Origin of the sequence: Moraxella sp. ZY210820, from assembly GCF_030674635.1 — a bacterium.
Taxonomy (GTDB): domain Bacteria; phylum Pseudomonadota; class Gammaproteobacteria; order Pseudomonadales; family Moraxellaceae; genus Acinetobacter.
On the sequence record NZ_CP089978.1, the window covers coordinates 1515267 to 1538240 of the forward strand.

The window sequence follows — 22974 nt, forward strand, 5'->3', positions numbered from 1 at the left end:
TGATAAGTTAAACCTAAACTGACTTTAAAATAAACTGTTCAAATTCAGGTAAAAATGTTTCTTGTACAATAAAACAACTATTTCGCCAAATATAACGATTTTGTCTTGTCCATCCTTGCTCTAATTGAATAATACGACGCTGACAATCACTCGGCACATAGCGAGAAAACAACAAATGTCCCATTGGACGATGTTTCAAAGTTTTAAATCGGCGAGCATGAGTCTGCATACTTAAAATGGGAAAAATACTTTTAGCTTGCACCCAAGCTTGCCGATTTACTCCTAACAAATAGCTTTCACGCACCCATGCAACATGATGATATGGCATATCTAACCATAAACTATCCTGTAAAGTTAAACGCTGATAATATTCCGCTTGTAATTGTACAGCAAATTGCCCTTGTGCTAATTGTGTTAATTGTTTAGTTAATGAGCCTTGTGCGTATAGCCACGACTGTAAATGCTTAGGAATAGCTAATTTATTCATAATATAGCAACCATTGTTAATTGCTTTTGAATAGTTTGTTGTAAGTAATCAGCATCTACCCAAATTGTTAAATTATTCATAATCATCTAAAATAAAAATATAAATAAATCATAAGCAAAAAACCTATTTATTACCCTGCTAAAACATTGTAAATAAATAGGTTTTTAAATTAATCTAAATATTATTGAGTTTGCATCACTAAATTATCCATTTTCTTTTGGAAATATGCAGATTTAATAAAGCGTGCTTCAACATTCCAAGCATTTGCAAATGAATTCATATCATCTAAATCATGTAATACAAAATTTGCATTTGGACAAATTTCCTTAAATTCATTCATCTTCTCTTGTAACTCTGCCGCACCATTCGTGTCATGTACTTGTTTATTGAAATCTGTATGTAAACCAATAATATCCATTGGAATACGCTCTAAAATCGTCTTACTTAACAATAATGTACCGAAACCACGCACCGCAATATCAACACCTTGTTTCTTCAACTCTGCAATATAGTGTTGCGAAATACCTACATTTTCACTTAACGCTTTTTCAGAGAATTGCAACACTAATGGACGTTGTTGCTGACCGCCAATCATTTTCGCCAATTTCCCTACTAATTCTGGAAATTGTGGATTGGTTAAAATGTGCTGATTTAAATTTACCACAATACGTGAATTTGGATATTGTGTTACAAAATTATGTAATTGCTTACTTGCTTCAATTACCATCCAGCGGTCTAATTCAATTGACAACTCTGGAGCTTCATTCAAGTCTGGCATATCAACTAAATCTTTCCACGCATTATCATAAATAAATGATGATGATACTTCATAAGTAAACATCATACTATCATCTTTATCATAATATTGTTGGAAACGCAATGAAACTAAACCATGCTGTAAATTTTGTTGTAAACTCTTCAACATCGGCGACCAATCTGCACTTGATGATGTAGTAGGTTTAATCATTGGTACAGGTGTTCCCACTGTAGCAGGTGCAATAGGCTCAACAATAGGAGCTGTTGGAGCAATAGGCTCTATTTCAACAGTTTGTACTGCAACAGGTTCGACTACTGGTTCTACTTTATCCAATGCTAATTCAATGCTTGGCTGCTCAATCTCTAATGACAAACCAGATATTGTAGGTGCAGTTGTTTCAGGTTCATCAAGTTGTAATGATAAACCATCTAACTGTATTTCAGGTTGTTCAATTTCTAAAGACAAACTAGGTTCAGCCACCGATGTTGTCATCGGCTCTAACTCAAGACTTAAGCCCAAATCACTACCTACAGGAGCCGATGGAACGACTGGTGTATCTAATGGTGCAATATCCAATGATAAGTCTAAGTCCAATGAATCATTTAATGGATTCGCTGTTACTGGTTCAATCACTGGAGCAGAAGTTGCAATATCTGTCTCTAAACCTAAATCAAGGTCTAAATCTAAATCACCAATCGTTGATACTGGTGTATTCACTTGTGCTACAACAGGCTCTATATCCATTTCTAACGCAACAGATGGCACTGGGGTAGCCACAGGTGCAGGCGTTTCTTCAATTAAGCTTAAGAAATCATCATTGGCTTGTACTTTTGCTTCTGGTAATGATGTATCGTACGCTTGACCAACTACCGCTAAGAAACTCTCATCATCGTATTGTTGTTCAGTTAAAACTTGATAACCTAAACGTAAATTTAATGGTAAAGTTTTATCAGCTATAGTCAATAATTGCGGTTTTTGTAATGATTTTAAACTACTTAAACGTGCATCTAATACCGCTTGAGATTCAGTTTGCACCAAAGTAATATAAGTCAATGGATCAATACGATATACCGTAGCATCATTATAGTCTTGTAAATATTTAGTTACCTCACGGAAATAATTTAGCTTTTCTTCCCAATGAGCTTCTAAAATTGCCTCAGGGCATTGTTTTAATCCCATCACCACTAAAGTATTAAAATTTGCTGGGTTGTTTTTGATATGACGCATCATTGACAACATCGCTGATGATAATGGATGGATTTTTTCACCGCCCAACGCACTACCTTTGCCTTCAATGGTATCAACAATCAGTTGAACTGCACCATCTTCCGCAGGAAAATATTCTAATTTCAAATAGCTATGTGTTGCATTAGGATTACTGGTACTAATTTCTAAACCAGTTTGCTCAAATTGACCTTGCGAAATTTTCTTAAAATTTTGTTTAAATTGCTGAATATTTTTTGGTTGCAATACGTCCATGACTGGCAAGCCAATCAAATCATCTTCCGATTTAAAGCCAAACAATTTTACATATTCTTCATTTGCTTGAGCATGAATCCCCTCTTCCAATAAAGCAATCGCTTTGCTACTTTCATGAGCTAAATGCTGTGCATGTTGTTGCATAGTTTCAAGCTCTTCATTCAAACGTTTAGTCGCTTGAATTGAACGGCTATATGACAATGCACGCACCAACATCATGTAAGTTGATGCTGTAAAATCCAAATTCAAAATATCAAACACACCTTTGTTTAAATATTGAGAATATTGGTCTGGGTGATAATCTTCATCACGCAACATCAATACAGGAATATCAGGTTGTATACTATTTTGAATAATTGGGAATGCTTGTTCTAATTTTAAATCATAAGCACGACCAAAAATAATTAAATCCCATGATGTTGCTAATTGTTTTTCAAAACTACGAATATCATCTAATAATAAAGCATTAACCTGCAATGATTGTTCTTGTAAAATTTCTACAATCTTATTGTAACGAACTTGGTTATCATCAACAATTAACAACCGAATTTCTGACAATTTTAATTTTTGTGTAAATAAAGCATTACGCATACAACAACTGTCCTGTAGTTAGGTTAAATCTCATATTATATAAGACTTACGATAAAATTGATTGAGTTAAAATTCTGTAAAGAATATCAGTTTCTTCCACTTTTTGCAACTTTACGTCATATTTTTGCACATAATGCGACTCAGGAAGAGCATTATTTCGAGCTAATTGAATGGGTAAAGTAACTTGCAATAAAGTCATATTTAATGATTTCTCTTTATGTAACTGTGATTTTTTATCTAGTATCAACGCATATTGCTCACCATGGGTTTTATGACGTGTATAGGTTAAAATCGCAGTTTCCACAGCTTGATTTTTACTGTGTAATTTTACTACAAATTGCTGACGTGAAACAATCTCTACACCTATCTCAACAGTTGTCTTTTCCACTCTTTGTATCCAACGTACTACAGCAATTTGCCAAACATTCATTCGCCCATCATCATTTTTTTCCTTAATTAACAATAAATTACCTTTTTGTAATAACAATGGAATATCATCTTGCCAGCGAATTTTATAACCACTTTTACTTTTGTCTAAGACTTGTAACATATAGTTATTTAATTTATGTCGTGCCACAAATTCTTGTGAACGCTCTCTCTGACTGAGTACATTCATCATATCAGCAAGCCCTAAATAAGCATCTAATTGTGCCACATAAGCAAAACGCTCTTCTTGACGTTTATAACCATGCGTTAAAATATGATGGATATATAATTGCAAAGTTGAACTTCCCTTAAATTTTTGATTTAAAATCATTTCATTATCAAAAAAATGAATTAAATCCGTATTATTCACTGCAATATCTGCTTGTAAATAGCGATACTTACTATGATATTGGAAGTAAATCGGTGCATCCTGCTGAATCGCTATACGATAATAGGCATTCGCATCATCAATGTGTACAAACTTCAAATAATTTGCCCATTCGTGGCTATAACTTAAAATATTGCTCAAATCCGTTTCACTTAAATGAGGTGCAGATAATAATTCAAATAGTAAAATTTGTTTATATTGTTGCTCAATATTTTTCACTTCATATTCTAAATTATCAACAAATACACTAAGTTGTACTAAATGTTGTTTATTTTTCCTAGATAAATCATAAATTTGATGAATTAAAAACCATTGACGACTCAATAATGATGCATTAAATAATGCTTGATAATATAATAATTGAGATGCTATCTTTAAGCCATAAAAACACGCTTTAATCAACGTGGTTTTAATTTTAAAACGTGAAAATACCTGCCATGATGCAATATTATTTTGCCATTGTTCATCAACCCTTTGTACAATATCATAATAATTCAATAACATAAAAGCGTGCATACCTAATAATAGTTGCAAAACTTGCTCATGATGTTCATTATATTGTACCTGACGAGACTTAGATATAATCGCATACAAATCCCTACACACACATTGCACACTAGGAGCGATACTATGTAACAATTCAAAACGCAAACTCTCATCGCATTCCAATTCATGAATTTCTGTTAATGCTTGCCAAAGTTGTAAACAAGTATCACCCAATGGTAATTTTGATATTTTTTTTGTCCATTGTTTCACTGCCTTAGGCTTACTCGCCGAAAAACTCAATTCTCCACGGCGTTGTTTGATATGATGTTCTAAAATATCAGTTGGATTCATAAACTTTCCGTTGCAATTTGATTTATGGGAATTAACGGTGTTTTATTAGGTTCACCTGCAATTTCTCTGACCAATTTTGGCACCAAATATCCCGATAAATTTGCCAATAATTGTTGATATAAATCATACATCACTTGCTCATCAATTGCAAAATGGCTTGCACCTTGTACTTTATCTAAAGTATGTAAATAATAAGGCAACACACCATTATCAAACAAACGATAACTTAAATCAATCAATGTTGATACATTATCATTCACACCTTTAAGTAAAACTGCTTGATTTAAGGCATAAATATGATACTGACGTAATTTTTGTAAATATTGTCCTGTTAGCTCATCAATTTCATTAGCATGATTACAATGCACCACCATTACTATATGTAAACGACTCGCTTGTAAACGTTGTAATAACTCATCATCTAAACGCTCAGGAATAACGATGGGCACACGACTATGAATGCGTAAAGTTTTAATTTGAGGCATAGACTCCAAGCATTCTAACCATAAAAACAACTGACGATTATTTAAACTTAATGGGTCTCCACCACTTAAAATAATTTCATTAATTTCAGTGTGTTGCTGTAAATACTGCTTAATCTCTTGCCAATCTTTATTTTTAGGTAAATTTTCATTGTAAGGGAAATGACGGCGAAAACAATAACGACAATGTACCGCACAAGCTCCTGTTAAAGTCAGTAAAAAACGTGTACGATATTTATGCAATACCCCTTTTTTCTGATTAGTATTTAATTCTGCTAATGGGTCAAGTACAAAATCATCATGCATTTCCAATTCTAAATGATGTGGCAATATTTGTAACAATAATGGGTCAAATATATTCCCTTTTTGCATTTTTGCTACAAAAGCTCTCGGCACACGTAATTTAAATTGTTGTGAAGCTAAAATCGCCCCAGATAATAATTGTTCAGGAGATAATTGTAAAATATCGAGTAATTCAGCAGGATTTGTGATTAAATCATTGAATTGTGTTTGCCAGTTTGGGCTAAAATCGTTTATCATATATCGGTTTAAAAATGATATTATACTAGACCCATTAGTGTATCATTAATTTTATGTTCTTAATAGCGGAGTATGCCGATCATGGCAAGTTTTTCTACCAATGAATTTAAACCAGGCTTAAAAGTAATGCTTGATGGTAATCCATGTTCAATCATGGAAAATGAATACGTTAAACCAGGTAAAGGGCAAGCCTTTAACCGTGTAAAATTGCGTAACCTTAAAACAGGTAAAGTATTAGAAAAAACCTTTAAATCTGGCGACACTTTAGAAGCAGCAGACATCGTTGAAGTAGAAATGGACTATTTATATAACGATGGCGAATTTTGGCACTTTATGAACCCTGAAAGTTTTGAACAACTTTCTGCTGATAAAACAGCAATGGGTGGTGCTGAAAAATGGTTAAAAGATGACTCAAACGAAAAATGTACAGTAATGTTATTTAATGGTGTTCCATTAAACGTAACTCCACCAAATTTTGTAATTTTAAAAATCGTTGAAACTGACCCGGGTGTAAAAGGTGATACAGCAGGTACAGGTGGTAAACCAGCAAAATTAGAAACTGGTGCGGTGGTGCGTGTACCATTATTTGTACAGCAAGAAGAAAGCGTGCGTGTTGATACACGTACTGGCGAATATTTAGAGCGTGCTTAATCATTGCTTAAATATTTGACAATTCAATAAATAAAAGAGAGTGTTTTGCTCTCTTTTATTTTAAATAAAATTATACAAATTTAAACTTCAATCTCAACTTAAAATCGTAATATATTGATATAATTTAAAATATTTAATTTTGTACGGGCGAATAATCATTCGCCCCTACATAAAATCAATAGTTTACTATAAATTGAGAATGACTTAATAAAATAAACTATGCCTTTTACTCTTTCCCATGCAGTTGTTGCACCCCCATTAGCACACTTATTACGCTTACCTTTAGCACCTTTAGTCATTGGCTGTATGAGTCCTGACCTTGTGCGTATGCTGACGGATAATTCAAAGCTAGTCAATATTGCACACACATGGCAAGGTTTACTTTACCCAACCATTCCAACAGGTATTTTATTTTGCTTGGCTTGGTATTGTTTATACCGACCTGTCAGTTATCATTTTTTAAAACTGAATCATGATTTAAATCTCAATACTTGGCAACAAGGTGTAAAGTTTATGCTCTTATCAATGATTGCGTTAATTATTGGCATAGCTACACATATCATCTGGGATGGTTTAACACATTTAGATTTTCGTACCATTGCATTCCATCAACAACTCGCTCAAGTGGTTGAAATTGGACATTGGAAATATCCTTTACATTTTATTTTACAAATCGGTTGTTCAATTGTCGCATTACCCTTTTTAGCTTATTTTTGCTGGGCATATTATCGCCAATATAAAATTAATTATCACTATAGGCTAAGTGATTATATTTATGTTGCCCTATTTATTCTTTTACCCAATGTATTTGGCTTTTTAGCGTTTTATCAATATTTTTTAGATTATCATTTAAAAATAAGTACTTACCAATTGATTGGTTATAGCATTAATTTATTTAGTACATCTGCTATTATTGTAGTAAGTTTACTATGTATGCTATTTTTATTGATACAAAAACTGCGTGAATAAAATATAAAATCATTCCTATTTGCTTGTTTTTTGATTATAATAAGACATCATTTCCGAGAGATGTTGCAACACCTTTTGTCAGGCTCGGAGTAAAATAATAACGACATCTATATCATCACATCAAGAACTATATTTTATGATATTTTGATGATATAGTCTCTTGATATTTCTTAGATTTTTATTTTTGGATTTAAAAAATGACTGTTGATTATAAAGTCGCTGACATTAACCTTGCCGATTTTGGACGTAAAGAAATTACCCTAGCTGAAGCCGAAATGCCTGCTTTAATGGGCTTACGTAAACGTTATTCTGCTCAAAAGCCACTCGCTGGTGCAAAAATTTTAGGCTGTATCCACATGACCATTCAAACTGCGGTATTAATTGAAACCTTAGTTGAATTAGGTGCAGAAGTACGTTGGACATCATGTAATATTTTTTCAACACAAGACCACGCTGCTGCAGCGATTGCTAAAGCAGGCATTCCTGTTTTTGCATGGAAAGGTGAAACTGAAGAAGAATATGTATGGTGTTTAGAACAGCAAATCCACAAAGATGGGCAAGTGTGGGACGCTAACATGATTTTGGACGATGGTGGCGATTTAACGGCATTAATCCATGAAAAATATCCAACCTTATTAGAGCGTATTCACGGTATTTCTGAAGAAACCACCACAGGCGTGGCACGTTTATTAGAAATGTTAGCAGCAGGTACTTTAAAAGTACCAGCAATTAATGTGAATGACTCCGTTACTAAATCAAAAAATGATAATAAATACGGTTGTCGTCATAGTTTAAATGATGCCATTAAACGTGGTACAGATATGTTACTTTCTGGTCGCCGTGCTTTAGTGATTGGTTATGGCGATGTGGGCAAAGGTTCAGCTCAAAGTTTACGCCAAGAAGGTATGATTGTACGTGTTACTGAAATTGACCCAATCTGTGCAATGCAAGCGTGTATGGACGGTTATGAAGTGGTTTCTGCCTACAAAAATGGCGTACAAACAGGTAAAGTAGAAGATTTAAACTTAGATTTATTACACAATACTGATTTAATCGTAACCACAACAGGTAACTATCATGTCTGCGATGCATTGATGTTAGATAACGTGAAAGCAGGTGCAGTGGTATGTAATATCGGACATTTCGACACGGAAATTGACACCAATTATTTACGTAAATATCGTTGGGAAGAAGTTAAACCACAAGTTCACCAAGTTTACCGTTCAGACAATGAAGGCGATTATTTGATTTTATTATCAGAAGGTCGTTTAGTGAATTTAGGTAACGCAACTGGACACCCTTCTCGTATTATGGACGGTTCATTTGCCAACCAAGTTTTAGCCCAAATGCACTTATTCGCTGAAAAATTTGCAGACTTACCTGCTGATAAAAAAGCGGAAAATGTCTATGTGAAAGTATTACCGAAAAAACTTGATGAAGAAGTTGCTGCAGCAATGGTTGCAGGTTTTGGTGGTGTTTTAACACAATTAACCAAAGAGCAAGCAGATTATTTAGGTGTACCTGTAGAAGGTCCATTTAAAGCGGATGCTTATAAATATTAATCGATTTTATTTTCTTATAATAATTGCAAAGCTCTTAAATAATAATACGGTAAATGATAACGTTTACCGTATTATTATTAGGCAATCAATACAAAAAATTTCCCTAAATGATAAAATTCAACTTATAATACGTCAGTTTACCATATTGATAATAGGTTTATATCATGTCGCAAGTATATGAAATTCGCCACCCTTTAATTCGTCATAAATTAGGCTTACTACGCCGTGCTGATATTAGCACTAAAAATTTCCGTGAACTCGCTCAAGAAGTTACTATGCTACTAACCTATGAAGCAACTAAGGATTTACAACTTGAACAACGCACAATTCAAGGCTGGGCAGGTAATGTTGAAGTAGAAGCAATCGCAGGTAAAAAAATTACTTTAGTTCCTATTTTGCGTGCTGGTATCGGTATGTTAGATGGTGTACTCAATATGATACCAAGTGCTAAAGTCAGTGTATTAGGTTTAGAGCGTGATGAAGAAACATTACAAGCTCGCACTTATTATAAAAAATTAGTGCCTGATATTGCACAACGTATTTCAATGATTATTGACCCTATGTTAGCAACAGGCGGTTCTCTAATTGCAACCATTGATGTATTAAAAGCAAATGGCTGTAAAGATATTCGTGCAATGGTGTTAGTCGCCGCTCCAGAAGGCATTAAAAATGTCAGCGAAGCCCATCCAGATGTCAAAATTTATACCGCTTCAATTGATAACGGCTTAAATGAAGATGGTTATATTATGCCGGGTTTAGGCGATGCAGGTGATAAGATTTTTGGTAGTGTGCTAAAAGATTAATCTGAACAATCCACACTTAACTTATTATAAAATACTAAATTTATGTAGGAGTAAGAATCTACTCCTACTATTTATATATCTTATATACCAATATTTAAGTAAAACGAATAGGTTGAAACTCAGCATCATGTGCTGGCTCATGACTCTCACAATGCTCATCTTCTTCTTTAGTACCACGGTCAATATAACCCGTGCGTTGCTCTTCAGGTAAATTTTTAGATTCCCATACTAAAACCGCTTGCATTGAAATTTCACGTTGTTCTGGCGTTAAGACTACACCATTTTCCCACTTACCAATCTCAACAGCTGTGCGTAATTTATTAACAATATTTTCATCTAATACTGCTAACATTTGTTCAATATTCATAACATTTCTCTACTATAACAACAATATAACACTATTCTCAACTTAAAATCATCATCTATTAATGTGATTGGAAATATTGAATTTTGTACAAATAAACAATCATTCATTACAAACAAAATCAATGACTTATAATAACTTGAGAATAATATAATAACGATTTAACCCGCATCTAAAGATGATTGATACCAACCTAATTTTGTACGACAAGACATATAAAAATCATAACCACGTGGATGGAGTAAGTTTAATTTAAATGGGTGTTTACGAATATGTACACTATCCCCCTCACTCAATGCAACACCTTCCAAACCATCAGCACTCACCATAGGTACAACACGGTTTTTCGGAATATTAATGCGAATTTCACTCGCTCCGCCAACAATAATCGGACGTGAAGATAAAGTATGTGGGTGCATTGGCACTAAAGCAATGGCATCAATACTTGGATGCAGAATAGAACCTCCACCCGCTAATGCATAAGCTGTTGAACCTGTTGGCGTTGCAACAATTAATCCATCACTATGCTGATGATATACAAATTGCCCATCAATGATTAAATCAAATTCAATCATATTAATCGACTTACCTGAATGTAGCACAATATCATTTAGAGCAATTTCATCGTACACACTTTTACCATTCACTCTGACTTCCATTTCCAATAAAAAGCGTTTATCCACCACAAAATCGCCACGCAGGACTTCATCTAATTTGTCTAACACTTCGCACGGCGATATATCTGTTAAAAAACCTAAACGCCCCCGATTGACACCTAACACAGGCGTGCCATAACGCACCACCGAACGAGCAGCGTGTAATAATGAACCATCACCACCCACCACAATCAGTAAATCAACCACTTCACCCAATAAAGTACGACTGACAGTTTGCACATCAGTATAATTGGTTAATTCTGCAGTTTCATGGTCAAAAATAGGATGCAATCCACGATTGAGCAAATAATCATAAATATGCCCTAAGGTTTCTAAAACAGAATCTTTACCGGGTCGCCCAATTAAACCAATATTACGGAAATTTTTATGTGATATTTTCACAAAAAAGGTCTCAAATGAAATTACTAAACTGTTTTAAGTGTATGTAACTATCATAACATTATCTGATATGTGTTACACCTGATTTTTATACTTTTTTCTAATTTTATCAAGTCTATTATTTAAATTTTTACGCTAAAAATACTGATCTTATCTATTTTATTCAAACACCTTCACAACATATGGTTATTTTTTGTAAATATATAACTTAAATACAGTAAAAATGATTGCAAAAACGCTAAAATATTCGCATGATATCACGCTGTAAATTATGTTTGTTTAAGCTTGTTGGACTATTATGAAATCACAACGCGGTCTAAGTATTATTCTTGTACTCTTTGTAATCATCTGCCTAATTGGTATGATTTTTTTAGGGATGTATTTAATGCGTTTAGACCACATCATCCGTGAAAAGTTTGAAGGTCAGCGTTGGGATATTCCAGCTAAAATCTATGCTCGCCCCTTAGAATTAAAGAAAGAGGCCTATGTTTCAGAACAAGATATATTAGCCGAGCTGAAACTGTTAAATTATAAACAAGGTAATGCAGATTCTCGCTCATCGGGTATTTACTATCATAAAGATGGTCAATTATTTATTCATACACGAGGTTTTGACTTTGGCGACCGTCAAATCGCAGAGCAAATTTTATCTTTAAAATTTAATGGTGGTCAAATTAGTGAAATTCTAACCTCCAAACCAAACCCAACAGGACGTACTTATTTAGAGCCGATGTTAATTGGCGGTATTTACCCACAGCATAATGAAGACCGTGTATTACTCAAATTAGAAAATACACCACAAACCTTAATTGATGCCTTAATTTCAACTGAAGACCGTAATTTTTATAACCATCATGGTGTATCCATACGTGGTACCGCCCGTGCAATTTGGAGTAATATTCGTGGTGGAAAACGTCAAGGCGGTTCAACATTAACTCAACAATTGGTTAAAAATTTCTATTTATCATCAGAAAAAACCTATAAACGTAAAGTGAATGAAGCATTCATGGCAATGTTACTTGAATTACATTATGATAAAAATGAAATTTTAGAAACCTATTTAAATGAAGTGAACTTAGGTCAAAATGGAAACGTTTCTATCAATGGCTATGGTCTAGCATCAATATTCTATTTTGGTCGCCCACTCAATGAATTAAATATTGCTCAACACGCTTTTCTTGCTGGTTTAGTACAAGGTCCTACTCTATATAATCCTTGGAAAAATCCTGAAGGAGCAAAAAAACGTCGCAATATTGTACTTAAAAATATGTTACTAACAGGGAAAATCAGTCAAACACAATATGAACAAGAAATTAAACGCCCATTAGGTGTATTAACTAAACCTATTTTAACTTCCGCACGGTTCCCTGATTTTATGGATATTGTCCGTCGTCAATTACGCAGTCAATATATGATTCAAAATCTCGATAATCAGGGCTTAAATGTATTTACTACGCTTAATCCTGTTGCTCAAATGCGTGTTGAACAAAGTTTTAGAAACTCAGTCAAACGTTTAGGAGCAAATTTACAAGGTGCAACTTTGGTTGCTAATCCTAAAACAGGTGAAATTATTGTTGCAGTGGGTTCAGCACAAGAAACTGAATTTGCAGGATTTAACCGTGCAATTGACGCTAAACGTCAAGTAGGTTCATTACTCAAACCTGTTATCTATTTAACTGCTTTAGAATCAGAGCGTTATAATTGGGGAAGTTTGGTTGATGATAGTGAAATCATTATTGATGCTGGTACATCACGAGAATGGAAACCTAAAAACTATGGTGGTAGAGAATATGGCGAAGTTACAATGGTAAAAGCTTTAGCTAATTCGTACAATTTATCAGCCGTACGCATAGGGCAAATGTTTGGTGTTAATCATTTTATTAACAAACTCTATTCCTTAGGTGTACCATCAAGTGCAAATATTTCACCTTACCCATCAGCCTATTTAGGTGCAGTTGATTTAACCCCAATGGATATGCTCGCCGTGTATCAAACCCTTGCCAATGGTGGTGGAAAACGTACACTCACTGCTATTCAACGTGTTGTAGATCAATCGGGTCGTATCATTGAAAATTATCAGGCAAAACCAACACAAGTGATTAATCCAGACCATGCTTATTTACTCAATTATGGCTTACAACAGGTAGTACGCTCAGGTACAGCTCGTGCTGCTCAAAATTTAGGAGCCAATTTAAATCTTGCAGGCAAAACAGGTACAACCAATGATGGGCGTGATGCGTGGTTTGCAGGCTATTCAGGCAACCATGTTGCTGTTGTGTGGGTTGGTTATGATAACAACCGTGTTACAGGTCTAACTGGTGGTACAGGCGCATTACCTGTATGGTTAAGTGTGATGAAACAATTCCGCCAACAACCTGTACAATTCCCAAGTAATAGCAATATCGTATGGAATTGGGTAGATAGTCATTCAGGAAGTTTATCTGCAGAAAATTGTGCGAATGCTATGTATATTCCTATGTTACCCCACACCATTCCACAACATATGGGCGAATGTGGACGTAATGAAACAAATAGTAATCCAACAGATTTAGATGATATTCCAGAAGATTATGCAGTGCAACTAGAGCAAGAGCAAACATCTCACTCAGATAGCCCTTTATTCAATAATCAATCTATTAAGAGAAATTCATCAAATGATGATGACTCAAAAGGCACTGCGATTGTGATTCCTTCAGAATAATTACTATTATCAACATGAGCTCGGAGTATTTATTTAAATAACTTTTTGATTTTAAATGAATAAGTAATTTTTATTTTAGCAAGCAGGGTGCATACCACGCACCTTTTGCAGTTTTTATCAAAATAGTACTTCTTGCGTAGCTTTAATCGCCACTCAACCCTAATTAATCTTTATATTTCAATAAGATATAGCATGAAATTTAACCCAAATTCATGTTAATATATGAATTTAAATCAGTTTAAGTTTATATAGGTAAATAACTATTCGCCCTGTATAAATACAATAACTTATAATTCATTGATGATAAAATTAGGCTTTTAAATAATATTCAAATTCTTCGCCTAACTGCATCGCTAAACCGTTACCAGATAAATCATCTGTAACTAAACCATATTCTTTCTCAAAACGAAAACTAAAACCCTGACCATCTGCCAGACTCTTTACAGTATAACCCAATTTTTCTAACCAAATGCGAAATGCCAATAAATTTTTTGCTTTTACAACAGTCTTTTTCATAAAATCACTCCTCAAAATACAAAATATGTGATTTGATGGACTATACAATAAGGTGTAATACATCGTTTTTAAAGTCAATTTAATATTTTTTTACATTTATTTAACTATATTTACTTTACATTCAAGATGAAATAAATTGTGAATTTTATCCTAATCATTAAACAAGATATTAGGTCATTTGATTGTATCAATAATTTATTTAAATGATGAAAAAATTTGACATCATCAACCTAATTTATGGCATAATATAGATAATTTAATAATATGATTATCGGTATTTTGTAGATGAATTTAGAGCGTGTTGATTTAAACCTATTAATCTATCTTGATGTATTACTGCGTGAAAAAAATGTAACACGTGCTGCTGAGCAATTAGGTGTTACCCAACCTGCGATGAGTAATATTTTACGCCGTTTACGTTCTTTATTTAATGACCCTCTACTGATTCGTTCATCTGAAGGTATGACACCTACCGAGCGTGCATTAGAATTACAACCTCGCATCCGTGATGCTTTAGCTGATTTATCCCTCATTTTAGAACCACGTACCGAATTTCGTCCTTATAGTAGTAATCGTATCTTCCGTATTATGGCATCTGACTATGCTGAAGCAACTTTAATGCCACGTTTAGTTAAAGCATTACGTTCTGAAGCGCCTAATATTATTTTAGATTTTTTAACACCTTCCGATGTTTCCTATCGTGATATGGAACAAGGTAAAGTTGATTTAGCCATCAACCGTTTTAATGAAATTCCACAAAGTTTCCATCAAGTGCTGGTATGGCGAGATAGTTTTAGCTGTTTGATGAACCATAATCACCCTGCTGTACACCATCTTAATTTAAAAAATTATTTAGAAGCACAACATATTTGGGTATCTAAAACAGGTATGGGCATTGGTGTTGGTGTTAATCCTGAAAAACAGTCAGGTTTAGGTTGGGTTGATCAAGCCTTAGAACGCATTGGACAAAAACGTGATATTTCTATTTTTACTCGTCATTACCAAACACCTGCATTATTAGCTCAAAATGTTGATTTAATTGCAACTGTACCAACACGTATTGCTCGTGTACATCAAAGTAATCCTAAATTAGTGATTAAAGACCCACCTTTCTATATTCCCGAATTTGAATTAAAAATGGCATGGTGTCCATTACTGCATCATCACCCTGCTCATCGTTGGCTACGTCAATTAATTTTATTTGTTGCACGACAAATGGTTGAAGAAGAAAATCGTTTATATGCTTCATCAACATCACAACATAATCATTATTAATATTGAATTTGATATTAGTTATCATTTAAAATAGTGATGACATATTTCATTTGATATGTGATTGAGTTTCATTTAATCATTGAACCAATACAAGGGTAAATAACCTTTACCCTAACATAAAATCAATCATTTACAGCCATTTGAGAGTAGCATCATTACATAGAAAAGAAACTTTTATTTTAGGATACACAATGGATTTATTACAAAACATTATTATTACTACTTTGCTGATTATTTCAGCAGGTTTTTTATCATTAACTGAAATTGCTTTTGCCGCTTCCCGCAAAGTAAAATTACAAATTATGGTTGAATCTGGCGATACACGTGCCCAAAAAGTATTAGATATTCAACAACAATCGGCTGACTTTTTTGCTGCCTCACAAATTGGTCTTAATGCAGTGGCAATTTTAGGTGGTATTTTGGGTGAAGGGGCATTTCGTCCTTATTTTGCTCAACTGATTCAATATTTTTATCAAGGCGAAGTCGTCGAAAGTTTGGCTTTTGTCTTTTCTTTTACCTTTGTAACCACTGCATTTATTTTATTTGCAGATTTAATTCCTAAACGCTTAGCAATGATTGCACCTGAAAAAATTGCTGTAAGTGTTATTAAACCCATTCAAATTTTTATCTTAGTTTGTAAACCTTTGGCATGGATTATCAATACCATCGCCAATGCTCTATTTAAATTATTTAAAGTTAATACCACTCGTGAAGATAATGTTACGTTTGATGATATTTCAGCGATTATGGATGCTGGTGCTGAAGCAGGCGTGTTGCAAAAGCAAGAGCAACATTTTATTGAAAATGTATTTGAATTAGAAGAACGTAATGTGCCATCTAGCATGACCGTACGTGAAAATGTGGTGTATTTTACTTTAAATGAGCCTGAAGAAAGTATTCGTCAAAAATTAGCAGAATATCCTTATTCAAAATTTTTGGTCTGTAACGAAAATATTGACCAAGTGATTGGTTATATCGATGCTAAAGATATTTTAGTGCGTATCTTAAATAATCAATCATTTAATCAACTGAATGAAAGCACTATTCGTAATGTTCTAACCATTCCTGATACACTAACATTATCCGAATTGCTTGACCGTTTTCGTGCCAGTAAAGAAAAATTTGCTGTGGTGATTAATGAATATGCTCTTGTCGTTGGTGTTATTACTTTAAGTGATATTATGCTGACGGTTATGGGCGATTGGGGTTCATTAGTAGAAGAAGAAAAGCAAATTATTCAACGTGATAATCATTCATGGCTGATTGATGGCAGTACACCGATTGAAGATATTAAGCACGCATTAAATATTGAAGATTTTCCTGATTGGGAAAATTACGAAACCATTGCAGGTTTTATGATGTATCAACTACGAAAAATCCCTAAACCTGCTGATTATGTTGAATTTGCAGGCTATAAATTTGAAGTAGTTGATGTTGATCATTTTAAAATCGACCAGTTATTAGTGATTAAATTAAATGAAAATCAATAATTTAACAATAGTCAAATGGATTAATTAATTTAACACCAAAATGTTGAAAGTCTTGAGTATTACGTGTAATGACCGTTAAATTATAATACAAAGCAGTCGATGCAATAATTGAGTCTGAAAAAGAAGCAGGATTAGGCACATGAAGTTGTGCCATAATTTCAGTCATTTTTGTATTAAAATCGAGAATACGTCCGTGAAACATTGGCATTAAACGTTCATCAAACCAACATTGTAAAATATTAGCCTATTGTTTATCTTTAAGTGCTTTAAGTAGAATGCCTTTCTTTAACTCAAAAATGGTAAGTGATGATAAATAGCACATTTGTGGCTCAATGGTTTCATACCAATTATTGAACGCTGAATGTTTAGATTGAATTTTTCGTAGTTCACTTACCACATTAGTATCAAGTAAATATAGTCAATTCAATTCAAAATTAAACAGTAGGTGGCGAATTATGTTCGACCAAGCAATTGATTTTAAAAATGTTTTATGTAATAACCCCCTACATGTATTGTATTATTCTGATATAAATCGACTATACATTATAAGTCCACTTCTCTATTTTGCAGACTCGTGTCTCGTTGAATGTCAAAATCCCCAACGCTTTCTAACTCCTCATCACTCATTGCTAACTTAGCCCATGAATTTTGTTGATGATTGATTTTTTGAAAATCTTCATATCTCATTAAAACATAACTCAACTCTCCTTGTTCTGTAATATAAACAGGAGCAGTATGGCTTAATAATTGTACTTGTCTAAAATCTTGTATGGCTTAATAATTGTACTTGTCTAAAATCTTGTATGGCTTTTTGTGTGGAAATAATCATAAATGTTCTCTATTAAATTTGCAATTATGATTTATTGTAAATATTTTTATATAGATTAGCTATATAAATTGTTTATTTTATAATCTTTTATTCTGTTTTATTTATTGTTTCAGCTTTAAATGATTTTCTTTTTCATATTTATAATATTCTCAATTATGATAAAATAATAAAACTAATCTTATTCTACACAACACAATATGTACAGAGCCACAAAATGACTAAACCTACAACATCGCAACCAGCACAACAATATGCTTATAATTCTCCACAACATGAAGATTATAAATTAATTGTCAGTACACGTTTTTGTTTAGCGTTTATTGTGGGCTATTTTGTTTGTGCTTGGTGCAATGCAACATTGGCTTATGGATTTTATACACTTGGCATAGAACGAGCTGAAAGTGTATTTTTAGCATTAATCTTCACTTTAATATTTGCTTGCATTTGGGTGCTGATGATTTTTTGTATTCAATCTTTAAAGATATTATCGATGACAACTCTACCAATCATTACGCTATTTGCAGTTTGCCGTTTTTATATCCTACCTAATCCACTCACGTCATAATATAGGATAGCATTATGTTTAAATCAATTCGACAATCAATGGCGTGGTTACATGGCTGGTTAGGTTTATTATTTGGCTGGTTAATGTTTATTATCTTTGTAACAGGAACAACTGCATATTATAAAGACCACATTAATTTATGGGCTGAACCACAATTAGTCAATATTGAATATCAACAATCGACCGCAATTCACACAGCGTATGATTATTTACAACAATATGCCAATAACGCCAATGAATGGTATATTATTCTAGCAACCAAAGAAAAACCGATTAATCAAGTATATTGGTCAGATCCAGATGGTTTTCATAATGCAATTTTAGACCCAAATCAAAGCGAAGAAATTTTACTAGATAATGAACTTGGATTGGGAGATTTTTTATATCGCTTTCATTACCAATTTCATAACATAGATATTACAACGGCACGTGCGATTATTAGCTTAACCGCTTTTATGATGCTTTTAGTGATAATTTCAGGTATCATTACTCATAAAAAAATATTGAGTGATTTCTTTACCCTAAGAGCTTATAAAGGTCAGCGTTCATGGCTTGATGTACATAATATAAGTGCAGTTATTGCCCTGCCTTTTTTCTTTGTAATTACTATCACAGGTTTTATTTTATTATTTAATTTCTCCCTACCACAAGGATTAAAACAACTGTATAACAATAATCAAATTGAATATTATAGCGAAATTCGAGAGATTCAAATCCAACCACCATCTTCAACTCGTAACAATACAGTAACTCCACCTGTAGAAATGAAATTATCAGAAATTGTTGCTCAAGTAGAACAACAATGGGGGAATGCTGAAATTAAACGTATTACTGTCAAAAATATAAATCAAGATAATGCAACCATCATTTTTGAACAAAAGCAAGATAATAGTATTACCATTCGCCCAGCACGATTATTATTTAATGCTTATACAGCACAACCAATTGAAAATAATAGAAAAAATAATGCGATTGCACTTGCTAATGCAGGCGTTTATGGTTTGCATTTGGCTTATTTTGCACAACCTTTATTACGCATAGCATTCTTTTTTTCAGGTTTATTAGGTTGCGTTATGATTGCGTCTGGTTTGCTGATGTGGAGTATCAAACGTCAAATTCAGCATAAAGGTGAAGAAAGTATTGGGCAATTTTTAGTCGACAAATTCAATATTTTATTTTTACTCGGCTTACCATTAGCCATTATTGCTAGTTTTTATGGTGTACGTTTACATAGTATTATAGACACCAATATTCTCAATATTTCTTATATTGCGTGTTTCTTTTGCTTTTGGATTGTGAGTTTTACCCTTGCGATTCTTATGCCACATACAAAATCATGGACGATGCAACTCATTATGATAATTACCTTATGTGCTTTATTACCAGTGTTGGATATTATTTATCTATTACTCCAAGGTCATGTTAAAAATATAGCACAATTATGGTTATTTTTACGCATTGATCTTTTCTTTTTATTCATTGCAATGGCAGGTATTTGGTTATTAAAAAATATCCAACCCATGCAACAACGCATTAAGCAAAAAATCTCACAAAAATTAGAAGCACAATCCACAACACAGGAGGATAAATAATGCTCAATTTTATCTTACTTACGATAAGTTTTAGTTTAATGCTTATCGCATTTTTTGGTTTTTATTTGCTAAGTGAAAAACAACGCAAAAAAACACAACAAAGCCGTTTTGCTTGGTTATTAAATAATGTTAAAATGTATAAATTAGCTTGTATTGTACTTTGTATCATTGCAAGTAGCTTACTCATGTGGTGCTATAACAGTTCAATTGGCTTTGTCGCATGGTGGGTTTTTGCTAGCCCATTATTACTCCTGATTATTTTAAGTGTTAATAATTTAAAGCGAACTGAAAAATAGTATATTTTACATACGATAGTCAATTTAGTACTTGAATATTGATTATTTCTATTAAATTTTTTCAGTTTTTTTTTGTGTTTCATGATATAGTAATCCATATTTGATTTTATGTTTATGGACTATCTTTATGAATACGTCTAATCCAGTATCCAGACCAGACATTGATGATGTGAATTTACAAAGTATCCAACCTCTTCTTACTCCTGCACAGTTAAAGACCGAACTACCTTTAACTGAACCTGCTTATCAAACAGTTTTAAATGGTCGCCAAGTTGTGCGTAATATTTTAGATGGTGTTGATAAACGTTTATTTGTGGTGATTGGACCTTGCTCTATCCATGACCCTAAAGCTGCTCATGAATATGCTGACCGCTTAAAAGTACTAAGCGAAAAAGTCAAAGATACACTTTATATTGTTATGCGTGTATATTTTGAAAAGCCACGTACAACGGTGGGCTGGAAAGGTTTAATCAATGACCCAAATATGGATGATTCTTTTGATATTGAAAAAGGTTTGCGTTTAGGGCGAAAATTATTACTTGAATTAAATGAAAAAGGCTTACCTTGTGCAACTGAAGCCCTAGATCCAAATTCACCACAATATTTACAAGATTTAATTGCATGGTCAGCGATTGGTGCTAGAACCACTGAAAGCCAAACACACCGTGAAATGTCTTCAGGTTTATCTTCACCTGTTGGCTTTAAAAATGGTACTGATGGTAGCTTAACTGTTGCAACTAATGCTATGCAAGCAGTAAAACATGGTCATAGTTTCTTAGGTTTAAATAATGATGGGCAAGTGTCTATTATTCGTACTAATGGTAACCCTTATGCACATGTTGTATTGCGTGGTGGTAATGGTAAACCAAATTATGATGCAAGCTCAGTTGCAGAAGCTGAAGAAGCTTTAGTCAAAGCCAAAGTTAGCACTAAAATTATGATTGATGCTAGCCATGCTAACTCTAATAAAGATCCTTATTTACAACCATTAGTGTTAAAAAATATTACGCAACAAATTTTAGATGGTAATAAATCAATCGTTGGTTTAATGGTAGAAAGCCATTTAAAAGGCGGTCGTCAAGATATTCCATCTAATTTAGCTGATTTAGAATATGGTAAATCAGTTACTGATGGTTGCATCGATTGGGATACCACAGAAAAAGTATTACTTGAAATGCATGAAGCACTCAAGAATATTTTACCAAATCGCTAATTACCATAAAAATGCTATCCTAAACGATAGCATTTTTTATACTATCTATTTTTATAATATTATTTTTAATCCATATATCTTGCAATATCACTGATGAATCCCCATATAAAATATAAGTTATTTTCACATAAAATTGATTGTTATGAGCAAACAACCAAATGCCCCACACATATTAATTATTGATGAACAATCATTCAGCCAAAATCATGCTGAACATTGGCATCTTTTAACTCAAGACCACCAACAACTCATGCAATGGTTTCATCTTGCTTTAGATGCACCTATCTCCCCGATGGGACTTTGTCCAAATGAACAAGGTATGAACAAAAATTTTTGGTTTATTCAAGGACCAAAAAATGCTCAAGATATTCAATGCAGTCAAATTTTATGCGTAAAAGATAATAAACCTTATCAACTTAAACACGCATTTCCAAGCCTAAATAGCCCTTATGCCTTTCCTGTAACTATCAAACAAATTACTACGAGCGAAGGTCAGAGCCAAGCAATTTTATGTCTTGCTTTAGATGATGATTGTGTGGTTTATGCATTTGATAATTATTATAGTATTAACCAAGATTTTTACCAACAAAATCAAAAATATAAAGCACATTTTTCTGCTTGGGCATATCAATTAGAATTAGTACCAGAACATGAAACAATTACCATTGATGACCCTGAAGCTATTCGTCATCATCGTGCATTAAATGATATTTTAGCCGAACATCAAGGGCAAACACCTGACAATTTACAAGATTTATTACAAGATTGGCAACCTAAAAGTGAAGATGATAAACAACCTATTCAAATTGATATTTCTAAAACCACCGCTTATCTTTATGGCGACCACGTTGGTCAAGAAGATGAAGCATGGTTACAAGGCAAAATCGTAGGTAAAATGCACAGCCAATTTATGAATGAAACTTATACTTTATATGATGTCGTCTTCATTGATGAACAAAATAGCGAAAAAATCTTATTACGTTTAGCCACTAAAAATCCTGATTATGCACATTTTAATATTGGGCAATTTATTCGTGGTGATATTTGGTTACAAGTTAATATTTATGATGTTTGTAACTAAGTTGAGTATGGGTAAATCAGCATTT

The 22974-nt window shown here is 33.3% G+C and carries 20 protein-coding genes; 12 read left to right on the forward strand and 8 right to left on the reverse strand.

From position 1 onward, the window contains the following. Positions 1-13: 13 nt before the first annotated feature. From LU301_RS07535 to epmB, 4 genes are all read right to left on the reverse strand, one after another. Positions 14-487: a chorismate--pyruvate lyase family protein gene (locus LU301_RS07535; protein ID WP_305269321.1), complete on the reverse strand. Its 474-nt coding sequence runs from the start codon at positions 485-487 to the stop codon at positions 14-16. Between the two features lie 181 nt (positions 488-668). Beyond that, entirely contained in the window at positions 669-3314 is a 2646-nt protein-coding gene (locus LU301_RS07540) for an EAL domain-containing protein (protein WP_305269324.1), read from the reverse strand. Between the two features lie 46 nt (positions 3315-3360). Beyond that, positions 3361-4965: a hypothetical protein gene (locus LU301_RS07545; RefSeq protein WP_305269326.1), complete on the reverse strand. Its 1605-nt coding sequence runs from the start codon at positions 4963-4965 to the stop codon at positions 3361-3363. After that, a complete protein-coding gene (gene epmB / locus LU301_RS07550) occupies positions 4962-5987 on the reverse strand; it encodes an EF-P beta-lysylation protein EpmB (RefSeq protein ID WP_305269328.1) in 1026 nt (341 codons plus the stop codon). Before epmB ends, LU301_RS07545 begins: the two co-directional genes overlap by 4 nt. An 81-nt stretch (positions 5988-6068) precedes the next feature. Between epmB and efp the strand changes: the two genes are divergently transcribed. The 4 genes from efp (at position 6069) to upp (ending at position 9972) form a co-directional block, all read left to right on the forward strand. Beyond that, positions 6069-6638 carry an elongation factor P gene (gene efp, locus LU301_RS07555; RefSeq protein WP_305269331.1) on the forward strand — a complete coding sequence of 190 codons (570 nt, stop codon included), beginning with the start codon at positions 6069-6071 and terminating at the stop codon, positions 6636-6638. 219 nt (positions 6639-6857) lie between these two features. Then, the gene (locus tag LU301_RS07560) at positions 6858-7607 is read left to right on the forward strand and encodes a DUF4184 family protein (protein WP_305269334.1); all 750 of its coding nucleotides are present in this window, start codon (positions 6858-6860) and stop codon (positions 7605-7607) included. Positions 7608-7804: 197 nt separating this feature from the next. Then, complete coding sequence (gene ahcY / locus LU301_RS07565; protein WP_305269337.1) at positions 7805-9169, forward strand: adenosylhomocysteinase; 1365 nt, start codon at positions 7805-7807, stop codon at positions 9167-9169. Positions 9170-9333: 164 nt separating this feature from the next. Beyond that, on the forward strand, positions 9334-9972 hold the full coding sequence (gene upp / locus LU301_RS07570; RefSeq protein ID WP_305269340.1) for a uracil phosphoribosyltransferase: 639 nt from the start codon (positions 9334-9336) through the stop codon (positions 9970-9972). Between the two features lie 94 nt (positions 9973-10066). On the opposite strand, the gene LU301_RS07575 is transcribed toward upp, so the two are convergent. Next, positions 10067-10339: a YeaC family protein gene (locus LU301_RS07575; protein ID WP_305269342.1), complete on the reverse strand. Its 273-nt coding sequence runs from the start codon at positions 10337-10339 to the stop codon at positions 10067-10069. A gap of 158 nt (positions 10340-10497) precedes the next feature. Then, positions 10498-11394, reverse strand: coding sequence for an NAD(+) kinase (locus LU301_RS07580; protein ID WP_305269344.1), 897 nt, complete (start codon positions 11392-11394; stop codon positions 10498-10500). Between the two features lie 295 nt (positions 11395-11689). Between LU301_RS07580 and mrcB the strand changes: the two genes are divergently transcribed. Then, a complete protein-coding gene (gene mrcB / locus LU301_RS07585; protein WP_305269346.1) occupies positions 11690-14092 on the forward strand; it encodes a penicillin-binding protein 1B in 2403 nt (800 codons plus the stop codon). A 309-nt stretch (positions 14093-14401) separates the two neighbouring features. On the opposite strand, the gene LU301_RS07590 is transcribed toward mrcB, so the two are convergent. Next, positions 14402-14608 (reverse strand): hypothetical protein, encoded by a 207-nt coding sequence (locus tag LU301_RS07590; RefSeq protein WP_305269349.1) that lies wholly within the window; start codon positions 14606-14608, stop codon positions 14402-14404. Positions 14609-14893: 285 nt separating this feature from the next. On the opposite strand from LU301_RS07590, the gene LU301_RS07595 reads away from it, so the two are divergent. Together LU301_RS07595 and paeA are read left to right on the forward strand one after the other, a co-directional pair. After that, entirely contained in the window at positions 14894-15883 is a 990-nt protein-coding gene (locus LU301_RS07595; RefSeq protein ID WP_305269352.1) for a LysR family transcriptional regulator, read from the forward strand. A 191-nt stretch (positions 15884-16074) separates the two neighbouring features. Continuing rightward, positions 16075-17373, forward strand: coding sequence for a polyamine export protein PaeA (gene paeA / locus LU301_RS07600; RefSeq protein WP_305269355.1), 1299 nt, complete (start codon positions 16075-16077; stop codon positions 17371-17373). 1 nt (position 17374) lies between these two features. Here the strand turns inward: paeA and LU301_RS07605 are convergent, their stop codons facing one another. Then, positions 17375-17581, reverse strand: coding sequence for a PIN domain-containing protein (locus LU301_RS07605; protein ID WP_305269359.1), 207 nt, complete (start codon positions 17579-17581; stop codon positions 17375-17377). A gap of 835 nt (positions 17582-18416) precedes the next feature. On the opposite strand from LU301_RS07605, the gene LU301_RS07610 reads away from it, so the two are divergent. The 5 genes from LU301_RS07610 (at position 18417) to LU301_RS07630 (ending at position 22949) form a co-directional block, all read left to right on the forward strand. Further along, positions 18417-18767 carry a hypothetical protein gene (locus LU301_RS07610; protein ID WP_305269361.1) on the forward strand — a complete coding sequence of 117 codons (351 nt, stop codon included), beginning with the start codon at positions 18417-18419 and terminating at the stop codon, positions 18765-18767. A 14-nt stretch (positions 18768-18781) separates the two neighbouring features. Then, positions 18782-20359 (forward strand): PepSY-associated TM helix domain-containing protein, encoded by a 1578-nt coding sequence (locus LU301_RS07615; RefSeq protein ID WP_305269365.1) that lies wholly within the window; start codon positions 18782-18784, stop codon positions 20357-20359. Then, positions 20359-20655 (forward strand): DUF1634 domain-containing protein, encoded by a 297-nt coding sequence (locus LU301_RS07620; RefSeq protein WP_305269369.1) that lies wholly within the window; start codon positions 20359-20361, stop codon positions 20653-20655. Before LU301_RS07615 ends, LU301_RS07620 begins: the two co-directional genes overlap by 1 nt. A gap of 127 nt (positions 20656-20782) precedes the next feature. Continuing rightward, entirely contained in the window at positions 20783-21868 is a 1086-nt protein-coding gene (locus tag LU301_RS07625) for a 3-deoxy-7-phosphoheptulonate synthase (RefSeq protein ID WP_305269372.1), read from the forward strand. A gap of 142 nt (positions 21869-22010) precedes the next feature. Beyond that, positions 22011-22949, forward strand: a complete 939-nt coding sequence (locus tag LU301_RS07630; protein WP_305269374.1) for a hypothetical protein — start codon at positions 22011-22013, stop codon at positions 22947-22949. The last annotated feature ends 25 nt before the right edge of the window (positions 22950-22974 follow it).